This is a genomic window from Acetobacterium tundrae (assembly GCF_008086615.1).
Taxonomy (GTDB): domain Bacteria; phylum Bacillota; class Clostridia; order Eubacteriales; family Eubacteriaceae; genus Acetobacterium; species Acetobacterium tundrae.
The window spans coordinates 171849-192573 of record NZ_RXYB01000004.1 but is presented as its reverse complement, the minus strand read 5'-3'; the positions used below and the strand labels follow the sequence as shown (position 1 = coordinate 192573).

The 20725-nt window shown below is 39.3% G+C and carries 22 protein-coding genes; 5 read left to right on the top strand and 17 right to left on the bottom strand.

Annotated elements, in window-relative coordinates; all coding sequences use genetic code 11:
- Positions 1 to 7: 7 nt before the first annotated feature.
- From FZC40_RS05255 to FZC40_RS05180, 16 genes are all read right to left on the bottom strand, one after another.
- On the bottom strand, positions 8 to 628 hold the full coding sequence (locus tag FZC40_RS05255; RefSeq protein WP_148602873.1) for a flavodoxin family protein: 621 nt from the start codon (positions 626 to 628) through the stop codon (positions 8 to 10).
- Positions 629 to 778: 150 nt separating this feature from the next.
- The gene (locus FZC40_RS05250; protein ID WP_148602872.1) at positions 779 to 1930 is read right to left on the bottom strand and encodes an aldo/keto reductase; all 1152 of its coding nucleotides are present in this window, start codon (positions 1928 to 1930) and stop codon (positions 779 to 781) included.
- 250 nt (positions 1931 to 2180) lie between these two features.
- The gene (locus tag FZC40_RS05245; protein WP_148602871.1) at positions 2181 to 2558 is read right to left on the bottom strand and encodes a MerR family transcriptional regulator; all 378 of its coding nucleotides are present in this window, start codon (positions 2556 to 2558) and stop codon (positions 2181 to 2183) included.
- Positions 2559 to 2603: 45 nt separating this feature from the next.
- A complete protein-coding gene (locus FZC40_RS05240) occupies positions 2604 to 3722 on the bottom strand; it encodes an aldo/keto reductase (protein WP_148602870.1) in 1119 nt (372 codons plus the stop codon).
- Between the two features lie 142 nt (positions 3723 to 3864).
- Positions 3865 to 4134 carry a hypothetical protein gene (locus tag FZC40_RS17360; RefSeq protein ID WP_243135755.1) on the bottom strand — a complete coding sequence of 90 codons (270 nt, stop codon included), beginning with the start codon at positions 4132 to 4134 and terminating at the stop codon, positions 3865 to 3867.
- A 25-nt stretch (positions 4135 to 4159) separates the two neighbouring features.
- Positions 4160 to 4477: a LysR family transcriptional regulator gene (locus FZC40_RS17650; protein ID WP_207706699.1), complete on the bottom strand. Its 318-nt coding sequence runs from the start codon at positions 4475 to 4477 to the stop codon at positions 4160 to 4162.
- A gap of 59 nt (positions 4478 to 4536) precedes the next feature.
- Positions 4537 to 4851, bottom strand: coding sequence for a DUF6951 family protein (locus FZC40_RS05225; RefSeq protein WP_148602869.1), 315 nt, complete (start codon positions 4849 to 4851; stop codon positions 4537 to 4539).
- A 91-nt stretch (positions 4852 to 4942) separates the two neighbouring features.
- Positions 4943 to 6964: an EAL domain-containing protein gene (locus FZC40_RS05220; protein ID WP_148602868.1), complete on the bottom strand. Its 2022-nt coding sequence runs from the start codon at positions 6962 to 6964 to the stop codon at positions 4943 to 4945.
- Positions 6965 to 7307: 343 nt separating this feature from the next.
- Positions 7308 to 7940: a DUF3786 domain-containing protein gene (locus FZC40_RS05215; protein WP_186843656.1), complete on the bottom strand. Its 633-nt coding sequence runs from the start codon at positions 7938 to 7940 to the stop codon at positions 7308 to 7310.
- Between the two features lie 10 nt (positions 7941 to 7950).
- Positions 7951 to 8493 carry a DUF2284 domain-containing protein gene (locus FZC40_RS05210; protein WP_148602866.1) on the bottom strand — a complete coding sequence of 181 codons (543 nt, stop codon included), beginning with the start codon at positions 8491 to 8493 and terminating at the stop codon, positions 7951 to 7953.
- The gene (locus tag FZC40_RS05205; RefSeq protein WP_148602865.1) at positions 8477 to 9355 is read right to left on the bottom strand and encodes a (Fe-S)-binding protein; all 879 of its coding nucleotides are present in this window, start codon (positions 9353 to 9355) and stop codon (positions 8477 to 8479) included. Before FZC40_RS05205 ends, FZC40_RS05210 begins: the two co-directional genes overlap by 17 nt.
- A 59-nt stretch (positions 9356 to 9414) precedes the next feature.
- Positions 9415 to 9852: a MarR family winged helix-turn-helix transcriptional regulator gene (locus FZC40_RS05200; protein ID WP_148565862.1), complete on the bottom strand. Its 438-nt coding sequence runs from the start codon at positions 9850 to 9852 to the stop codon at positions 9415 to 9417.
- A gap of 535 nt (positions 9853 to 10387) precedes the next feature.
- The gene (locus FZC40_RS05195; RefSeq protein WP_186843657.1) at positions 10388 to 11758 is read right to left on the bottom strand and encodes a diguanylate cyclase domain-containing protein; all 1371 of its coding nucleotides are present in this window, start codon (positions 11756 to 11758) and stop codon (positions 10388 to 10390) included.
- A 477-nt stretch (positions 11759 to 12235) separates the two neighbouring features.
- Positions 12236 to 13252 (bottom strand): HAMP domain-containing sensor histidine kinase, encoded by a 1017-nt coding sequence (locus FZC40_RS05190; RefSeq protein WP_148602863.1) that lies wholly within the window; start codon positions 13250 to 13252, stop codon positions 12236 to 12238.
- A gap of 245 nt (positions 13253 to 13497) precedes the next feature.
- Positions 13498 to 14571, bottom strand: a complete 1074-nt coding sequence (locus FZC40_RS05185) for a radical SAM/SPASM domain-containing protein (protein WP_148602862.1) — start codon at positions 14569 to 14571, stop codon at positions 13498 to 13500.
- Positions 14571 to 15206: a TetR/AcrR family transcriptional regulator gene (locus FZC40_RS05180; RefSeq protein WP_148602861.1), complete on the bottom strand. Its 636-nt coding sequence runs from the start codon at positions 15204 to 15206 to the stop codon at positions 14571 to 14573. Before FZC40_RS05180 ends, FZC40_RS05185 begins: the two co-directional genes overlap by 1 nt.
- A 420-nt stretch (positions 15207 to 15626) precedes the next feature.
- On the opposite strand from FZC40_RS05180, the gene FZC40_RS05175 reads away from it, so the two are divergent.
- From FZC40_RS05175 to FZC40_RS05155, 5 genes are all read left to right on the top strand, one after another.
- On the top strand, positions 15627 to 16193 hold the full coding sequence (locus tag FZC40_RS05175; RefSeq protein ID WP_148602860.1) for a TetR/AcrR family transcriptional regulator: 567 nt from the start codon (positions 15627 to 15629) through the stop codon (positions 16191 to 16193).
- 114 nt (positions 16194 to 16307) lie between these two features.
- A complete protein-coding gene (locus tag FZC40_RS05170) occupies positions 16308 to 16922 on the top strand; it encodes a GNAT family N-acetyltransferase (RefSeq protein WP_148602859.1) in 615 nt (204 codons plus the stop codon).
- 278 nt (positions 16923 to 17200) lie between these two features.
- Positions 17201 to 17416, top strand: coding sequence for a hypothetical protein (locus FZC40_RS05165; RefSeq protein WP_148602858.1), 216 nt, complete (start codon positions 17201 to 17203; stop codon positions 17414 to 17416).
- A 108-nt stretch (positions 17417 to 17524) separates the two neighbouring features.
- The gene (locus tag FZC40_RS05160) at positions 17525 to 18109 is read left to right on the top strand and encodes a TetR/AcrR family transcriptional regulator (protein WP_148602857.1); all 585 of its coding nucleotides are present in this window, start codon (positions 17525 to 17527) and stop codon (positions 18107 to 18109) included.
- Between the two features lie 24 nt (positions 18110 to 18133).
- The gene (locus FZC40_RS05155) at positions 18134 to 18892 is read left to right on the top strand and encodes an alpha/beta fold hydrolase (RefSeq protein ID WP_148602856.1); all 759 of its coding nucleotides are present in this window, start codon (positions 18134 to 18136) and stop codon (positions 18890 to 18892) included.
- 89 nt (positions 18893 to 18981) lie between these two features.
- Here the strand turns inward: FZC40_RS05155 and FZC40_RS05150 are convergent, their stop codons facing one another.
- Positions 18982 to 20649, bottom strand: coding sequence for a MutS-related protein (locus tag FZC40_RS05150; RefSeq protein WP_148602855.1), 1668 nt, complete (start codon positions 20647 to 20649; stop codon positions 18982 to 18984).
- Between the last annotated feature and the right edge of the window lie 76 nt (positions 20650 to 20725).

The window sequence follows — 20725 nt, the reverse complement described above, 5'->3', positions numbered from 1 at the left end:
ACCGCTTTTATCGGATAAAGTTAGTAAATATATGTTCTTCTTCTTTTTCCGGCAAACCATATTTTTCTTTTCCCAGCTGAATGCTCTTAATCATAAAGGCCATATTTTTACCTAATGTCCGCATAATCTGGCAGCCTTCTTTGTCCTGATAGACATCTTCGGGTGTAAAACCATGGACCATGTTCCAGTATTGACTGGATACAATGGGCATATTGGATATCGTAAAATATTTATTCAGCTCGTCAAAGGTTGCTGTGGTCCCGGCTCTTCTCGCCGATACCACGGCCGCTCCGACTTTCATGGTCATATCGTAACTGGCGCTATAGAACAAGCGGTCGAGAAAAGAGATTATTGTCCCATTGGCTGACGCATAATAAACGGGTGAACCAACGACGATGCCATCACATTTAGCAAATTTTACTGCCGTTTCATTGACAATATCATCAAAAACACATTTTCCAAGTGTTCGACATTTTCCACATCCGATACACCCTCTGATATCCTTATGTCCCACATGAATGATTTCTGTTTCGATGTTTTCTTGATTCAAGGTTTTTTCCACCTCTGTTAATGCGGTATACGTACAGCCCTTCGCATTGGGACTGCCATTAATTAAAAGTACTTTCATTTTGTTTACTCCTTTTTTTAAGTTCAATTCAATTATTTTAATCGTTATTAATAGATTACTACTTAGAGTCTGCTTCAAGTCAACAACAATTATTCATTTCTTTAAAAAATATCCGTACCTTAAAGGCACGGAGTTTTTTCAGCAGCATTTTTATTCTAAGGCGGCTCTGACATTTTTTAACTCCTGGATAATGGCAATTTTCTGGGGACACTGTTCTTCACATTGTCCGCACTCAACGCAATTCGACGCTTTTGCATCTTGAGGAAACATCATCGCATATTGACCTTTGGCTCTTGGGAGCGAATCAAATAGAAAGGCATTGTTATAAAGAGAAAAATGTCCCGGTATGTCGACTCCGTTTGGACAAGGCATACAATATCGACAGCCAGTACAGTTGACCTTCATCTTTTCTTTTATTGATTTCTTGGCAAAATCCACTAACGCGATTTCTTCGTTCGTTAAGGAATTGGCGGCACCTTCATTGGCGGTCTTGATATTTTCAACCACCTGGGCCATCTCCGTCATGCCACTCAGGACCACTGACACCTCGGGATGATTCATGACCCACCTGAGTGCCCATTGGGCCGGGGTTCTTTTGATTGGTGCTTCCTTCCAGGCGTCTAAAACTTCATTAGGTAATTTGTCAACCAGCGCACCGCCTCTGATGGGTTCCATAATAGTAACCCCCATTCCCTTGCTGGCCGCATATTCTAAGCCTTTTGTACCGGCCTGGTAATTTTCATCCAGATAATTGTATTGGATTTGACAAAAAGACCAGTCATAAGCATCGACAATTTCGACAAACAAATCAAAGTCATCATGAAAAGAAAAACCAGCATGTTTGATTTTACCGTCTTTAATTGCCTGATCCAGAAATTCACCGACGTTCAGTTTTACCAGATTTTGCCAGGAGGCGCTGTTCAGTCCATGCATCAGGTAGAAATCGATGGCATCGGTGTCTAGCCGTTTAAGCTGCGCATCTAATAATCGATCCATATCGGCTCTGGTCTGAACCAGCCATACCGGAAGTTTCGTTGCCAGTTTAACCCGTTCACGATAGCCATCCTTTAATGCCTTGGCAACTAAAGGTTCGCTCTCTCCCCCTTTGTCAAAACCGGTTCCGTGATAAGGATAGGCTGTATCAATATAATTCACGCTGTTATCAATGGCGTATCTGATCATTTCAATTGCTTTCACCTCATCAATATTTGTTTGAACCCCGTCAATAACCGGCAACCGCATGCAACCAAACCCTAAAATAGAAACTTCTTCATTTGTTTTTCCGAATTTTCGATACAACATCTTTCAATCTCCTTAATTTTAAATTTAAACAGCGTTAATCAATATTAAACAATTGTAGTTTTCTTATGCCCAATAAAACATGTTCGCCATCGTTTTCGCTGTTTTTTATTTTGCACATGACTAATTTTATTTATTTTATCATATGAAGTGAACTTTAAGTCAATAGAAATCATTAATTTTTATAAAAATCCCCATCCTTTTAAGGAATGCAATTTTGTATACGCTCATTTGATTCGGTCAAACATTGGATTTATTTATCCCAGGACAAAACGCCGGTGATTTCCGCCTTTTCATAGCGGTCTATTTTGTAATTGAGCTTGTCCATGGTTTTTTGCATATCTTCGATTTTTTCCAAAAGCTTTCGACGTTCTTCAACCAAAAGTTCTTTTCGGGCCGTGATGGTCTCTTCCCCCTGCAGGGTCAGCGCGCAGTATTCAATCAGAGCTTCGATCGGAATCCCTGCCGAGCGCATGCATTTTGCCAGTTCAATCCATCCGCAGGATTCTTCGGTATAGTCTCTATTGCCACCCTTAGTTCGGTTGACCGCAGGAATTAATCCAATCCGCTCATAATAACGCAACGTATCCTGGGAAATATCATATTTTTTACTTACTTCGGTAATGGTCATCTTTATTTTCCTCCAAATTGGTTCTGATCATTAGCTGAAATCATGTCATTCAAATGTGCTGGCTACTTCTTTTAACCATTTTGTAATTTCGATATGTTGCGGACAGCTATCTTCACACTTTTTGCATTCAATACAGTCTGACGCTTTTCCATGCGTTTTGGTATAATTTCCATAATAGACACCTTGTGTTGAAAACACTTGCTTTTTACACTGCTTCTCAGCATTATATAAAGCAAAGTATTTGGGAATTGGTATATTCATCGGACACCCCTCCACACAATACTGACAGGCTGTACATGGAATGGCGATTGATTCATTAATGATCTTCATGATATTATTGATGATATCATATTCTTCTTTAACAAAAGGTTTGAACTCCTCCATATATCCGGTATTATCCAGTAACTGATCCATATTTGACATACCGCTTAAAACGATTTTTACATTTTCCAAACTGGCTGCATAACGAACTGCCCAGGAAGAAATAGACATTTCCGGATGATAGGCTTTTAAGACTTCCGCCGCTTTGTCTGGAACCGCTGCAAGGGTACCACCTTTAATGGGTTCCATCACTATAACCGGTTTACCATGCTTTGTGGCAACGTCATAACATTTTCCGGACTGGATGCTCTCATTATTCCAATCCATATAGTTTATCTGCAGCTGTACAAAATCCACTTCCGGATGCGCGGTCAAAATTTCATCAAGCAAATCCGCATTGTCGTGATAAGAGAAGCCGATGTTTCTGATTTTCCCCGCCTCTTTTTGCTTCTGGATAAATCCAAAACTGTCCATATTTTTTGCTATTTCATAATGGGAAACATTAAGATTATGAAGGAGATAATAGTCAAAATAATCTACGCCGCATTTTTCCAGCTGTTCGCTAAAAATTCGTTCCTGATCTTCTTTTGCTTTTAAAAACATGGTTGGCATCTTGGTGGCAACCGTAAAAGAATCTCTTGGGTGTCGTTTAACCAGGGCTTCTCTTAAAGCAATTTCACTCTTAAAGTTATGATACATATAGGCTGTATCAAAGTAGGTAAACCCTCTTTCTAAAAAGGTATCCACCATTTTATTCAGTTGCTCCGTATCAATACTTGTTGAATCTTCCTGATTAGTTACCGGTAAGCGCATAAAGCCAAATCCCAGTTTTTTCTGTTTCATATCGGTATTTTCCTCTTTCTTTATTATTCACTATTTATTTTATTTACCTTATCATATGGAGTCGACTCTAAGTCAATAGCACTGTTCAATAATTAAGTTTACTTTAAGCCTTGGTCCTTCATCGTGAAGCCCAGTCTAATAACTAGATCACCTTATAATTTCTGGTCCCGAGGCCGATGGAATCACCATGCTCCAAAGTATGAATAGCATGTCTGGATTCCATTCTTTCAATTAAGGCCTTCCCATCTGCTGCATAGACAAGATCCACACATGCCTGATCCAGGGCTTCATAAATAGCCAGAAGTCCCTCAGTACTAATATTTTTTGTCATATAAACAACTGCTGTTTTTATGTTGTCGCTGTGCTTTTTATTAAAATTTGTTTCATGTGAAAGCACCTCCTTTTTTTTCATTTTAGCACTTGGAGTGGACTACAAGTCAAGGTTTAAATAGCTTTATTTCTAATGCTAAAACTGTAAAAAGACTGCCTCCATAACCATGAACGCAGTCTTTTTCAGTTTTCTTTATTGAATTTTTAAGTGTTTCTGAGAATTCTTTAAGCTTACTAACTGAATTATTGACCTTCCAGAATGCACAACACCTTTTTTCGCGAACAATGAGTTTCACCCCCAGCTCATTTTCTAATGCCTGGATCTGCTGAGAAATAGCCGACTGAGAAACAAAGCATTCTTCGGCGGCCTCGGTAAAACTTTGATTACGAACCACAGATTGAAAATACCTGATTTGCTTAAGCATTATTCTCTCGTTCTCCTCTATTTCCAAACTTCAGCTTGATGATAAATAACTGGCTCATATTATTTCGTTAATATCACGCTTACATCCCTGGGCAAAGCTAAACCGGCGGCAACTTCCACTGCTTTGGTTATTCCCATAGGAACCGGACAAGCTGCATGCTTGCAATTAACACGGCAGGCTTCATAGATAGGTCCTTCACCGATCTTGCCAAAGACACAAGCCATCCCATCAACTTCTTTTAAAGCATCATTTAATTTCTGAAAAGCGGGACAATCGGTCAGAATTTCCAGGGTAACAATGCCCTGGCCTGAACTTTCTGCCTTTACCTCGGTTGTAAAACCACAAACGCCACTTGCAATTATTGCTTTTGCCATAACTTTCTCCTTACTATTGTTTCAACAGAATTTTCATTTAGTACATTATAGCACAATCGGTCATCAGAAAATCTTGGTCTTAAGTTAATGATTATCTCCTCCCATGATCGTTGATTAGAAAATTATAATACGCCTCTTCACCAATAGGTTTTGAATAATAATATCCCTGCAAGCAGGTTACCCCGTGTTCATTCAGGTAGATCGCCATTTCTTCTGTTTCCACACCCTCTGCTACAATTTTGACATTCAATTGATGTAGCAACCGAATCACACTTTCTAAAATTGCATTGGCTTTCCCGCTTTCTTCAGAGAAACAAGGCCAAATTAAACTTTTATCGAGTTTTATTAGATCATATGTTACTTTTGCCATCCGAGACAGGTTAGAGTAGCCGGTTCCAAAATCGTCCATTGAAAAGCTGCAACCCATCTCCCTGAGTTTATGCATATTTACCTGGAGCATTTCTCCTGACTCCACAAATGCGGTTTCTGTAATTTCCAAATTGATAAAACCCGGTGTTATTTCATATTTCTGCATAATCTTCTGCAACTGACTGGGTAGATCCGGATGCACACACTGAATACCGGATAAATTAACTTCAATATACTCAATCCCTATTTCCTGAAGGCACTTTTCACGGGCAAAAGCACAAACTTTTTCAAATACGATCTGACCCAACTCCATCATCATTCCTTTTTTCTCAGCAATGGGAATAAACTCTTCCGGTGAGACAAAACCGACTGTGGTGGTATCGGTTAAGCGTACCAGTGCTTCTGCCGAAAGAAAATCCCCTGTCTTTGCATGATAAATCGGCTGATATACCATATCAAAACCCTGGTTTGCAATGGCATCCCGAAGGATATTTTTAATCGTCGTGTAACGCATCTTTTTACTGATGATCTCCTCATTCAGAAAATGAACATTAGTATCAGATCGTGCTTCATTATGGTTTGCCATATAATTCATCATTTCATATACTTCGTCACAGTTAGACTGTTCTTTGTATACATCTGTTAAAATAACATCTATGTGTGCTTTTATTGCAATGGTGTATTGTGAACAAGTGATCGGTTCTTTGATAAACATTGAGATCTGATTCAATTGATCCTGGATGGATTCCAGGGGCTGCTCGATTAAAAAAGTCATCACATTGCTTCGGGTATGATAAGCACTCGATAAAAAGGTGTTTTTAATCATTTTTCGCTTGTGTTGCATACTGAATTCATATACCTGTTTCATCATTTTTCCATGAAAATGCTCCTCAAGCTGAAATACTTCATTCATCTGATCACCAATGATTTTAAGCACATGATTGGTGCGGTCATGTCCCACCATGGTTTGAATTTTATTCAAATCATCAACTACTACACTCACAAGAATCAGCGGTCTGTCTGCTTCTTTTTTTTCTTCCATCATCAGATGAAATGCTCTTTTGTTAAAAGTTCCTGTATCTTCATCCATATATTCCTTAGGGTTTTCAAGAGATAAGTAAATAAATAGAATCATGAGCGTAATGGTCACCCCTAACGTGAGCAGTCCATGATTGAAGAATTGAATGACCACGCCTCCAATCAAAACCATGATACCAAGTCGAATGGCAAAACGGTTATCTTTACCAATTGTATCCTTATATAAAAAAGTGTCGATAATAATCATGATGCCATAAATCAGAACAGTTAACGAGAAGGCATCTGCCATTGATCCATAAGCATAAACTTGATTATCATCAATATAATAATTCAGTTCACCAAACACGATCATATACATCGGGAAAATAAGCAACAAAAGACTAAATGTCAACTTTTTCCATTCCATTCGTTTCTGATTATGCCCTAGAATTTCAACATACCAGAACAAAAATGCCACAATCATGATTAGCGTTGCATAAAAAAGCTGATTGCATAATCGATTAATCAGCGGTGAAACCATATCCATATATATGATGGTATATACTTTAGCAAGGTCAAAAAATAAATTTCCTGCTGTAAAAAAAAGCATCGTTGAAAAAAAATAATTCGATAAAAGTGGTAATTTTTTATTCTTGATATGATCAAAATATACGATTATAAAAAAACATATGGTGACAATCTGAATCCTGGTGTCTAATATCATCATCTTTTAACTCCATCTTTTCTTCAATAAAAATAGTGCGGCCAAAAATTATCCCGTAATCTTACCGGGAACTCATTTATTTTATATGACTCCGCTCCACTTTACAATACAATATGATAAAATCAAAGAAAAAAAGGAGAATGCGATGAAATAGGCAAGTGCAGTTACTCGACAAATCGAAGGTTTAGAAGCCCTTATAATATAGCATTGTTCACACAGCTGATTGCGTTCAGGCTTCTGGGATAGCCGATGAATGGCAGGCACTGTGAACGTACTGGTTTTCATGTTTTTAGCAAATAAAAGCACCGAAAATTCGGTGTGCGATTAAAAACTCAACGGCCGGTTGCTACTCCCAGCCGTCCACTGTCCCATATTCGGCAGTTTTAATCAATGCTCTGACGAGACAGCCGCATAAAAATGCCAGACATTCAAACTCCAGAAATTCCGGAGCACTTTCATCAAATTGGGTTTGAATCTCAACCGGGAAATCTTCATCTGCTTCCCGATAGATGATTTTAACCGGTATTTTAGGCAAAACTTCTAACAGCCAGCACCGGCTATTGGATTCTTTGGAAATTTCTGGTTTTCCTCCCAATTTTATAATCGTTTCTTCTAATTTAATAATGTCATTTTCAAATACTTTAATTAAAGGTGCATCCATCATATTGGGTTTTCCGTTATCGCCGCTTGAAAAAACAGTCGTCATACGAAAAAGAGGTTTAAACAAATAAACAGGATCACCAGTAACTTGCGACAAAATGTAATGGATCAGGATGGACCGATTATTGATATTAACCGGTTTCTTGTCAATCAGTGTTACACCTGCATTTGTAATCAGATAATCTCGTTTTAAAAAACCGATGTGAACCTGCCCATTGGAATCAATGGGCAGGTTAAAACGGGCGGCACTTTCTTGTAGGTTACACTTAGCCAGTTTGGGTAATAGTGCCTCATAAATGATATCGTACGAGCTCGTCATTGTATGCCCCCTATTCATTAAATAGAACCATGCTGAAATAGGTAACGGTATTGGCGCCATTATTATATTGGATATTTAAAGCCGGCGCCATTTGCATCACCATGATACCGTAACCTTCAGTGGCCGGATACATGCGATCCGGGAAGCGGCAGGGAGCATCGGGGTAGGCACATTTTTTGCACACCGTACATCCTTCAGTCGATAGAATCAAGGCATTTTTGTCGTATCTGCGAAAAACATCCGCAACCTGATTGGTTAATGCCTCATGCTCCACTCTTGCATCCATCCAACCTTTCATGTCAAAACTACTGGCCATTTCGGTAGTTGTGGTAAAAAGCATGGCTTTATCATAAGCATGACATTTTTCCCTGCAAGTTTCTATGCTTCCCACTGCCGGTGGACAGGCCCAGTTTGTATTATACATGCCGCAGCCATTTCCTTCACAAAGATCCCGAACTTCTTTGGCGAAAATAATCTCTTCCGGTTTGAAAAACACATATTCCAGAATGGGCAGTTGGGCCAGATTTTTTTCAATTTCAGTTTGCTTCTTCATTGCAACCATCCTTGCTTTTAATCATTCCCATGGGATTAGAAAACTCACATGGAATATTAGTTTGACATAAACCGCAGCCTGATCCAGCTTTCGGATTCCCACCAATTGCTTTTGCCCGAGATTGGGATTCTTCTCCATAACATCGTTGTGCACACACAATTTTATCATGTCCTTTTTCTGTAATGGCGCCTACCGGACAACGTTTGAAACAGGCTTTACATGTTCCTTTTGACAGATAGAGACAGTTTGCTGTATGACTCTCTGTTTTTCGTTTGTCAGGCTCAATCAATACTTCAGTAACAAGCGATGTTAATCGAACCGCTATGCCCTTCTCGGTGATAAAGCCATCATTAATGCTAAATGTCCCCAGACCTGCAGCAAAAGCGACATGCCGTTGTGACCAATTTGATAAAGGTCCTTTCTCGTTAATGTATTTTTTGAACACTTTTAGATTTATTGGATTAACAGTCTTGTATCCTTTATTGTTCAAGAATCGAGACAGATGATCATTCAAACCGTCAATGAAAAAATCATCACCAAAGGTTCGAAGCAGTGTCCATTCATCCGACGCCCACTCCTTTTGAATGCGGTTGCTTTGACGAATTATTTCTGAAACAGGTAAAACAATACTGATGACCGTCTTAGGGCTGATTGCTTCAGCTTCATAGGCGATGTCAAATACTTCCTGTGGAGTTAAATGTTCGGGTGCGATGAATTCTTTATACTGACTGAACAGTTCATCTGTTGCCGAAGCAAATTGAACCAATGGCTCATCAAAATAGGGAGCTTGAAACTTATTTGAATAATTGTTCTCATTTTCTCTGACATACCGAAAAATTTCCGCTTTAATAATCTCTTTCATTTTACACACATTCTCTCTTTCATCATTTATTAGTGTACTTACACGATACATCTAAAAAATCAAGGCACCATGACCTCAATTTTTAATAACAAGTCTTGTAGAATTTGGCTGTCTTCCTGTCCCAGCTGTGCTTCAATCTGAGCCTGGGCCTGATTCCAATACACATGAGCCTGTTCCATTTTTTCTTTGCCCTTTATCGTTAAACAGAGTTGTCGGTTCCGGGTGCCGGGTTGGGCAATATCATGAATCAAGTCTAAGTGTTCGAGGGGTTTTAAATTGCGGACCAATGTGGTGCGGTCCAACCGGATTTCTGCGGCCAACGCACTGACACTCACTGGCTCCATTGCATGAATGTGCTTCAAAATTGAAAACTGGCTGATACTGATTTGACTGGGCACCAGATAATGGTCGTAGATTTCTGTTATCGCCTGGGATGCGCGTCGCATGTTGAGACAGTTACAAACAGACGATTTTTTATTTTCATTTTCTGTTATCATATGATCACCTTTATTTTTAGTGTATATACACGTTTATTATACATAAGTGTTGATCTTTTGTAAAGTTTCTTTGATAATTTATTCAAAACAAAAGTCAGGTTCTCATCAGAACCGGCATCCGATAGCACCACCCCATTTGCTTCGATATTCTTACATTTCTCTGTATCAAGGTTTATCCCAATCTGAAGCCGATAGTTATTGTAAAAAACATCATTAACTTAAGCTGGGTTTTTCTGTTCTTTTATAGACATTTTCAGATTTCCATCTGCTTCATGGTTTTCGTATTCTCCTGCCCAAGCAGATCTTTTTTCCAGCTATACAGGTTGCATCGACTGGTACCCAGCATCTTACGGTCTGGATATCGCAATTTCCGCACTGTGTCGGCAGCGCTTAGATCATACTTGATGTAAAAGTTCTACTGCTTTCATTCGTTCTTTATATGAATACATGACCTACCTCCAGTCTTATCTAAAGTCCATGTTTTCGTCCGCACCCCCATATTGAAACAATTACATACTGAGCTATATGCAGTCTTTCAACCGGTATTATCTGATTGATTTCTTGCTTGTTCCATTTTCTGTTCCTTTTTATCTGTATACATCTGTTCATCAGCAATTTGAAGCAATGCATCAATATTATCACCATCTTCCGGGAATAATGCCGTGCCGATACTTACATCTATTTTGACCGGGTAATCGGCTAGGTGAAATTCATTTTTAAAACTGTTTGAAAGTCGTTCCCGAGCATGTTGGAGTACAGTTCTGTCTTCTACATCCGGCATAATAATGAGAAATTCATCACCGCCCAGTCGAAAAACGGCCTCTTCTATCCGAGTGCTTTCGGTTAAAACCCGGGCTGTTTCAACAAGAACCAGATCACCAACGTTGTGGCCATAGGTGTCATTAATTTTTTTGAAATGATTTAAGTCCATACTAATAAACCCGACATGCCGATTATTTCTCTTAGCTGCTGTCAAAACCATGGTCTGATATTCATTTAAATAATGCCGGTTGAAAAGGCCGGTCAGAGAATCATGGCTGGACAGAATGCGCAATTGATCATTTGTTTTTATGGCTCTATGTGTTAATAGACCCGCCACGGCGGCGATTAACACTGATAGCAAAATGGCACTCCCAAAAATGAACTGATTATTTTCCCACCCATCTCTGGGTGATACGGCAACCTTCCAGTCAACAAAGTTCGGATCGATATCAAAGGTTAGCGGTGATTCTCCAACCGCACTCATGGAGCCATAAAATGGAACCGTTTTATTTTGATCATTGAAGATAGCGACATTTAATCCGGCATCTTCTGCATAGGCATTAATGTCTTCAATGATTTTATCCCCTTTCAGCACGATACTGATCTGTCCCCAATAACCGGTATCCTTTCTGACGATGGGAAGACGGATAATAAAACCAGTTCCCCCCTGAATCAGATCAACCGGTCCCTGAACGATCGGTACCAGTTCATTTTTAACCTTAAGGACCAAATCTTTCTGACTCTCAGACTTGGATAAATCAACTCCGATTGCTGCTGAATTTCCTTCCTTTGGATAATTCCAGATGATGGTCGTATCCTGACATACCCCAATGTTCCTGATTTGATTTTCATTTTGAGATAAGAGATTATTAAGATATGTATAGGCCTCCTCTTCATCTATCTCTGGATTCACTTGGATATAAGCCTCAAAACCTTGAACCAGCGTTTTGTTTGTGAAAATCAATTGTTCCACCTGACTTTTAAAATCCATGAAATTATCGGTAGTTTTTAATGTCTCCTGCTGTTTTATGTTATTCAAGAACATCCCAATGATCAGCAAAAAAACCATCAGGAGAAAAAGGGATACCGCTATTGAAATGAATAGTGCAAGTTTCTTTTTAACAAGACTTTTATTCTGATCCATCCGTTTTTCTCCTGTAATTCGTTTGAAATTTTGACCATTTAAGTTTAACATCAAAAATGAATAAATGCTATAATTTTAAAACATTAATAGTGTGTTAAAGTGAAAGTTTTAATAATTTTTAGCAAAAAAAAGCACCAAATATTTTGGTGTGTAATCGCTGGCTATTTTATCTTCAATTCATTAAACAAAACCAGCTGAAATAAGTAGACAGTATTGCCACGATTATTATAGCTGATCTTTAACGTCTGAGCCATCTGCATCACGATAATGCCATAACCTTCTGTTACCGGATACATTCAATCGGGAAAACTATTATGGTAAGTTAATTTTTTGCAGACCATGAACCTTCTGTGGATAGAATTAAAGCATTTTCATCGTATCTGCAAGCTGGCTGGTCTTTTCACAGGCTTCATAAATCACATCGTAATTGCTTTCAATCATCGAATTCACCTGCTCCGTGCTTTTCCGGATATTTTTTTATAATTTTAAAATCACCGTAAATGTCGTGCCCTTCTCAGGATCACTTTCGGCCGATATTTTTCCCTCCACCAGATCTACAACCCGTTTTGCCAGAGCCAGTCCCAGTCCGTTTCCTTCTTCTGCATGGGATGTATCGCCCTGATAGAAGCGATCGAAGATGCGACGGCAGGTTTCTTCACTGATGCCGCATCCGGTATCACTGACTTTAACAATGGCTTGGCCGTCATCTTTTCTCAACTCTATTTTTACCAAACCATCTTTTTGGGTAAACTTAATGGCATTGGTTAACAGATTATTCCAGACCACTTCCATCAGACTTTCATCGGTGGTAATTACTACTTCGTCCAGGTCGGCGACAAATTCGATGTTTTTTTCGTCAAACTTTTCTTCCAGCACCAGCATGCAACAGCGTAGCTGTTCATCCAGCGAGTAGGTTTCAGTCTGGATGATTTTCTGATTTTCGAGCTTGTTCAATTTCAGAATATTCGTCACTAAGGTGGATAGTTTCCGAGATGCCTCAACAATTGTATCAATATATTCCTGTTTCTCTTCCTGAGGCAATTCGTCTTTCCGCAAGGCTGAGGCATAACTTTGGATAATCGCCAGTGGGGTTTTGATTTCGTGGGATACATTGGCAATGAAATCGCTCTTTAATGTTTCAATGGTGGCCAATTCCTCAACCATCTTGTTAAAATCGTCGATCAGGACCTCGAGTTCATCTTTTTTATTGTCCTTTCGCTGGGAATGAACATGGACGGTGAAATCACCAGCGGCCACTTTTCGGGCTGCCTGCTCGATTTCCGTCATTGGCCTTTGAAATCCGGTATACATAATAAAGCGGGTACCGAGACTGACAATCAGTCTCATAAACAGCGCATAGGACATGCCAACCAGGGCCATAATCCATGGATTGGCCTTGTCCAGCATCTGCTGATTAAAAATCAGCACTTCACCGGGACTGCATATTAATACCACTCCAAAGACAATCAGAAATTCTTTCCAGAAGGGACGCATGGCATTGATCCGCTTGTCTTCCGGATTTTCTTACCGAAACTTCATCCTTTAATCACCGCTTTGTATCCTAATCCTAAGTCTGCATGTGCAAATCTATCAAAATATATCATATCCTTATGATGTTAAAGAATTGTTAATGTGGTCTTCTTCGCACCAGCATTCAACAGCTTCACTTATTTTCACAGCTTCCATTTTCTCTCTATTCACAATAAGTTTCTGGTTCTGCACGCATCAAGCAACGGGTGTTAAGCCATCAGCCTTTCCACTTGCTCTTTCTGATCAAACAAGGTGCATCCCCCATGGTTTCCGGCGTTGGCAGTAATCTCCCGGAGATCGGCAAAATACTGGGACCGCAGAACATCTTCAATGGAATCGCTTGTCAGGTTCTGTTTGGCATGGGGTGAAAAAGGGCAGGGCTCGGCATCACCATAAGGATTGATATGAAAAAATCCCCGTCCGGATGCCAGACATCCGCCCATTTCCTGCTCGTCACCGGGAAATGACAAAATCACCATTCGTCGAAAGGATTTTTTCATCTTAAGACAAATTTTCTGGAGCAGCTTAATCTCCCCGGTATCCAGTACCAGATGTTCAGTTCCTGCTTCAGCCGGTACATACTCCACATACAGAGTCACCCCACATCCTTTGTTTTCAAGCGATGACAAAAACTTATACTCCGTCACCAGTTTCAAATTCTCTTTTGTAACTGTGATGGATACCCCAAACAAAATGTGACACTTTTTTAAAGCTGCCATTGCCGATTCAATCTGATCATAGGTACCAATCCCACGGCGGGAATCTGTTTCTTCAGCATTGCCTTCAATGCTGAGAATGGGAATGATGTTGCGATGCTGATCGAGAAATTCAACCGCATCATCGTTGAGCATGGTGCCATTGGTAAAAACCGGAAAAATCAGGTTCGGGCACTTACCGGCCAGTTCTAAAATATCTCTGCGTAAAAAGGGTTCTCCTCCGGCCAGCAGAATGAAGGCGGTCCCCAGCTCGGAAGCCTGATCAAATATTTTCCCCCATTGGAGGGTATCCAGATCAGATTTACCAATGGTGCTGCCACATCCTCCGCCGGCCCGGGCATAGCATCCGGCACAGCGCAAATTGCATTGTGAGGCAATACTGGCGATTAGAAACGGCGGCACATGCAGGCCTTTTTTCTCCTGCTGTTTTCGGATCGCCGTGCTTTTTGCCATCTCCGGCAACATGCACCTCAAAAATGCCCGTCCCCTGGCGTTGTTCATATAGAATCGGCCGGCTGTTTTCATGATCTGGGTCATTCCCAGATCCATCATTATATTTAAATTCATCAGTTTTCCTCTTTTCTAATTTGATAAATCAAAGCAAATTGCTCAATATGGGCCTTAAGAATTCCGAGTGCTTCCGCTTCTTTTTCCGGCATACTGTCATATTGACATAGCAGAGTATAGAAAGGGCCATAAAACTGTAAGGCAATAATAGTTGGTGGTCCTTCCCGGAAAGTTCCCTGACGCATCATCTCGCTAAATAAATCAGTCTGAAACTTGATGGCATCATCGAAAAACCAATTGCCTAAGGTTTTGGCGGCATCATCATTTTTGTACTGCTCAATGGTTAACATTTTGCGAAATTTTGATGCCTGGGGATCTTTTAAAAAAAACAAGAACACTGCCTCACAGGCTTTTTTAAGCCAGACCAGATCATTCCGGCCATACTCACGGGCGACATTCTCTATTTCTCCCTGGGGCAATCGGTAAAATGTCACTGTTTCTTCAAATTTTTGATTCATCCACTCCAGCAATGTATCATAAATTGCCTGTTTGCTCCCAAAATGTTTATAAAGTGAACTGTCTTTAATTCCCACTGCATGGGCAATTTCTTTTACTGTTACACTTTCATATCCTTTTACAGAAAATAGATTCAGTGCTTCTTCTAAAATTATTTCTCTGGTATTGCGTTTTGTCATCTTATCTCCTTAACAAAAGCAGGCTAGTGAACACTAGCTATAGTATAGCTAGTGTTCACTAGCCTGTCAATATTTTTTTTATTTTCTTAATCCGTACTTTTATGACTCTTTTCTGGTCGCAATTCAAGACCGTAAATTCATAGTCTTCAAAAATAAATCAATCATTTCTTTTCAGCTTTACTCCTTCATTTTGCTTTGTTATCTCACGTAGTGTCAACTGTTGAAATTCTCATCATACTCCAAATTCCCCTGCAATTTGGACTTTATTTATTAACGCAAACTAAGTTTTATAGAATTAAAAAAGCTTTAGGATCGTTTAATTTTTCTTAAGACTATTGACTATTCGACATGAAAAAGATATACTCATATCAAATGATAGTATAATCTATCATTTGATATGAGTATATCTTTGGAGGCCTTATGAATACAACTTTAACCATGAAAGACATCAAACACCAAGCCATTTTAAATTCGGCTACTGAATTGTTAGCTTTAAAACCAACAGCAACGTTGCAAGCGATTGCCGATTATTCGAAAATCGGCATTGCCACATTGCATCGTCACTTTGTCTCCCGGGAAGCCCTTCTGGATGAACTAGCACTAAATGCCATTCATCTAGTCGAGGAAACTTTTGCTTCGCTCATCATTGATCCCGATGACATGAAGACTTCTCTTAAACGACTCTTTGATGCCCTCATACCACTTGGCAATAAAATCTATTTTCTCGGCACGGCAGCTTCTGTTGATGAAAATCCGACCATCGTAGCTGGTGAAACCCATCTGAAACGTCCGATTCTAGATGCCATTGAAGCTTGGCAACATAATGGTTATCTTAAAAAGGATTACCCTAGCCGATGGATACTAAACGTAATCTACAGCTTATTATTTATGACATGGCAGGATATTCAAGCTGGAAATCTTGCCAAAAATGATGCGACTGATTTATTGTTAAATACCGTTTTATCGGGTTTTTCAGAAATAAAATAATATCTTGTCTTTTATCAGGAAGCGATGTGATCGGTACTTATCAAAGGGTTATTCACTTTGCGGTCCGTTTCGCAATCATCTGATATGCTATTAAATTAAAAGGAGTATTTTCTTATGGCAAAGTTTAATATTGAAATCACAAAATCAATTAACGAAGATCAAAAAACCGAGGTGGCAAAACTCTTTTATAGCGCTTTTGAAAAAAAGTTCAGCACATTATGGTTGTTTGCTAAAAACGAAACCCAGGCGGTGGCGGTACTACGGGAGTGTATTAATTATAAAAAAGGACTCTATGCATTAAGCGAGAACAGCCTTTTGGGATTTATTGGTCTTGAAACCGGCGATGGCCTTTTTGTCAATTTTAAATTCTCTTCACTTTCAAAAGTTTTCGGTCTTTTTGGTGCTACCTGGCGTTTTCTTGCCTATGGTATTTATCGTCTGCTCCACAACAATCGAATCGAGCACGAAGTACACATTGATCCCATCGTTGTATCAAGCAACGCCCGTGGTATGGGGGTTGGAACAAAGCTATTAAATGCCACGATTGATTTTGCAAGATCAATTAATCGAAAATGTGTTTTCCTTGAGGTCGTTGATACAAATTCTAACGCACAAAAGCTATATGAAAGAGTTGGTTTCGCTGTTGTAGACGTTGAAGATACCAGCTTATTCACTTCTAATTCAGGTTTTTCCAAGGTTATCCATATGAGAAAAATTCTAGCCATTTAATCTGTTTCTAAGCAGATTAGTCTGTTCTATTCACTCAAATCTATCCGGTATTAAATGCCGTTTTATCCTTAATGTCTATGAAATAATCCCTGTTTGATTGGTTTTTAATTATAAAATCATACCATCTGGGGTTATTTTTTTACTCTGTTTTCTAAAAATGCTTACTTTAACAAATTTTTAACGGAACATTAATGTTATTAAACATATCCAGTTTATTATACAGTTATATGGGATAGTTCCAGCTGGGCGAATGCGAACACCATATTGACTCCATGCATATGTACAGCAGTGGAACAACCGGACTGGTTATAAACATGCTATCGGTGGGAGAAAACATCACGGTTGATTTTTTACTGAGTTTTGAAACCGAGAAGTATATTAGTGCTTTCATTGAGATTTTGAAGGCGGCCGAACTCGATTTCAAGGTTTCAGAGCAGATAGAATTTAGAACACCAGGTGATACCATTTGTATCCAAGCCCAGGTAGTTGCATAACTGACTCAAAGTCGATTTATAGGCTGGCTTGACAAAAGGAAACTTCTGGACTATACTGAATAATATGAATATATAATAAATATATTCATATTATTGGGAGGTAGCTGCGTGCCAAAAATTTATTCAAACGAGAAGCGACAAGAAATAAGAAATCAACTGATGCTGGTTGGATTGGAATTAATCAAACAAAATGGTTTAAAACGAATGAATATTCAAGAGCTTACAAAAAAAGTGGGAATTGCCCAAGGCACATTTTACAATTTTTTCAGTTCAAAAGAAATGCTCGTTTATGAACTTGCCGACGTATACCAGAAAAGAACAAATCAGCAGCTTGAAAAAATCATTCAATCAAAGGGATATCTTGAACGAAATGATTTAGGCGAATTATACAGTCGTATGTTTTTGAAAGATGAGGATAATGTCTATCGTTTCATCACCAGAGAAGATCTACAGAACTTATATACAAGACTTCCCCGTGATTGCTTTCATAGAATGACAGATATCAAAGCGGAAATGGAGCAAAATTTACTCCATGCACGAGAAAAAAAAGAGAATTATGATCTGGATGCAGTCATTAACTGGATTCAGATCATGAATCTTACCCTCCAAAATAAAGACATCCTGGTGGCAGCCGGGATTGCGAAAATGATCCTTCAGATGATCGAAAATATGCTGGATGAGCTTTTTATTTGAAAAAGACAGAAAGGAATGACTATTATGAAATTCTACGAATATGGGGATGAAAAATCACCATCAATCATGCTCATTCACGGTGCGGGTTGGTCCTATTGGCTTTATTTACAAGAAGCCCGATTATTGCAAAATAAATACCATGTGATCTTACCGGTAATAGACGGACACGGTGAAGAAGCCGAGGTCCCCTATATCTCGACCGAAAAAGCTGCTGATCAATTACTGGATTATATTGATCATAACTGTAGTGGCAAACTTTTTGCCCTCAGCGGGGTTTCTCTGGGCGGACAGATTGCCATTGAACTCTTATCCAGACGAGCGGAACTTGCCGAAAAGGCAATTATCGAAAGCGGCCTGTGCATTCCGCAACCCGGTCTTTTGACATACAGTCGATTTGTCTATAAACTTTTTGGCAAATGGTTGTTTTCAAAAAAATTCAATCAGTGGGCGCTAACGAAGCTTCCCAAACAAATGCATTTACCCGATGAAATTACAGCGTTATATTTAAGGGATCTCCCGGCTGTTAAAATTGCGACCATGAATCGGGTTTTTGAAACCTACTATTGTTATCAACTGAAAGACAGCTTAAAAGACAGCCAGGCCGATATCATCTACTGGTACGGCAGCAAGGAAATGAAGTGCATTAAACAGTCCGGGTTGCTATTCCAAAGCTATGTTGAAAAATGTCAATTAATCGAATTGCCGGGTTATCGTCATTCAGAAATCAGTGCTTATCATCCCGAAGAATGGGTGGAAAAAGCCGAGCAATTTTTCAATCGTTAAAAAGATGAGACCGTTTATTTACTTACTTAAATGACCGCGCCAATCCTCAACTGGAATCTGGCCGGTCATTTTGCGATTAAGAAGCTTCCTTATGAAATCAACGGCCATTTTTCGGTTTCTATAAACGTATCCACCAAAATATTGGCATTCGCGATAATTTCCGGATCAAATTCTAAATAGTTTAATAACGCAATGGCATTCTTTGTATGAGCCGGGCCGGTATGTAACTTGTAATCAAACAGAATCGTTTCATCCGTAATCGTCTCCTGGAAATGATAATTATCATAGCTTTTTGCCAAAACACTGGTGAGCTCAATGTCATGTGTGGCTATCAGACAAAGACAATTTTCCCGGTCTAAATAATCCAGAATTGCTGCGGAAGCGGCAATTCGCTCGATGGTATTGGTGCCTTTTAATATTTCATCAATAAAGCACAGGCAGGGTAAGCTGCTTACCTGATCGATGGTTCGCTTCAAAGATTTGATTTCAGCCATAAAATAACTATCCCCGGCAAGAATATCATCTTTCACTGCCATGGCGGTAATCGGCAGACAATGGGAAAGCGAAAAACGGCTGGCTGTGCAGGTGTAAATGGTTTGGGCAAAAATACTGTTGACTGCCAAAGCCTTGACAAATGTTGATTTTCCAGAAGCGTTAGACCCAGTAACAAGGCTGTTCTTCAGAAGTTCAATATCATTCGCTATGGGTGTTTTCAATAAGGGGTGATATAAATCAGCAGCAACCACTTCAAATTCAGCGGTAAAAGACGGATTAACGGTGCCGGGAAGACTTTTTCGAAATGATGCCAAAGTGATCGAAAGATCCAGTTCTCCGATGTTCTGATAGATACGATGAAAGGCTTCTTTATTTTTTGACACCAGGGCAATGGCTTTATTATAAGTTCTGAAGTCGTAGAGGGTTATAATTTTTAAATAGTCCAGCAGTATATCAATATCGGATGTGCCTCCCATCATAACTCCTGAAAGTTTTCCGGCAAGGGCTTTAAAGGGGATATTGTCTTGTCGAATTTGCTCAATTAAACCGCTGAGTCCGTCCGTTGTCTGATACGGCAAAAGTCTGTTGCAACATCGGAGCATGGCTGATAAATAATGAATGGTCAAGAGGTTTTTGGCTATTTCTTTTTTAAAATAATAATAGACCACCCCATTAATAATGACAGAAAGAATCAGGCCTATCAGACCGATTGATAGATTAAACAAACAGATTCCAAGACAAAGCAAAGGAATAATAGCCAGAATTGTATAGACCCTCGGATTCTTAAGTGCTTTTATTTGACTTTCAAAAATAAGTGCCGAAACATCGTTGTAACTTGCTTTGCCCAATTTTGACAGAATCATTTGAATTTCCAACCGTTCTTTGGGATTGTCAGCGAAAAAATTGATAAGCTTTTCTCGCTCTTTAAGTGGTTCTTCTTGCCATTTTGGCTCATGAAGCGTTGCATACAACACCTCATCACCAACTGAGGTTAAACAGGTGTCCAGACGTTTAAAGATATCATCCATATCCAAATCGCTCCAGGTCAGTTCATCGATGGCGACATCGATCTTGTCGTATTTGAGTTTTCGATCCCAATAATCGGAAACACTTCCCCAAATATCGGGATTAAAACTGGTTGGTGCTTTTCCAAACTCATTCATTAAACATTGCCGAAAGATAACTCTGGCTCTTCGGCCGGAGATCAGACTAAAAACAATCATCCCGATGATTCCAATGCATACAAAAAATAATACTCCCATTAAACTCCTCTGTTTCCAATGGCTTTGCACAGCCTTTTTTTTTTATAAAAATTATCAAAGTGAGACAGACTTTTTC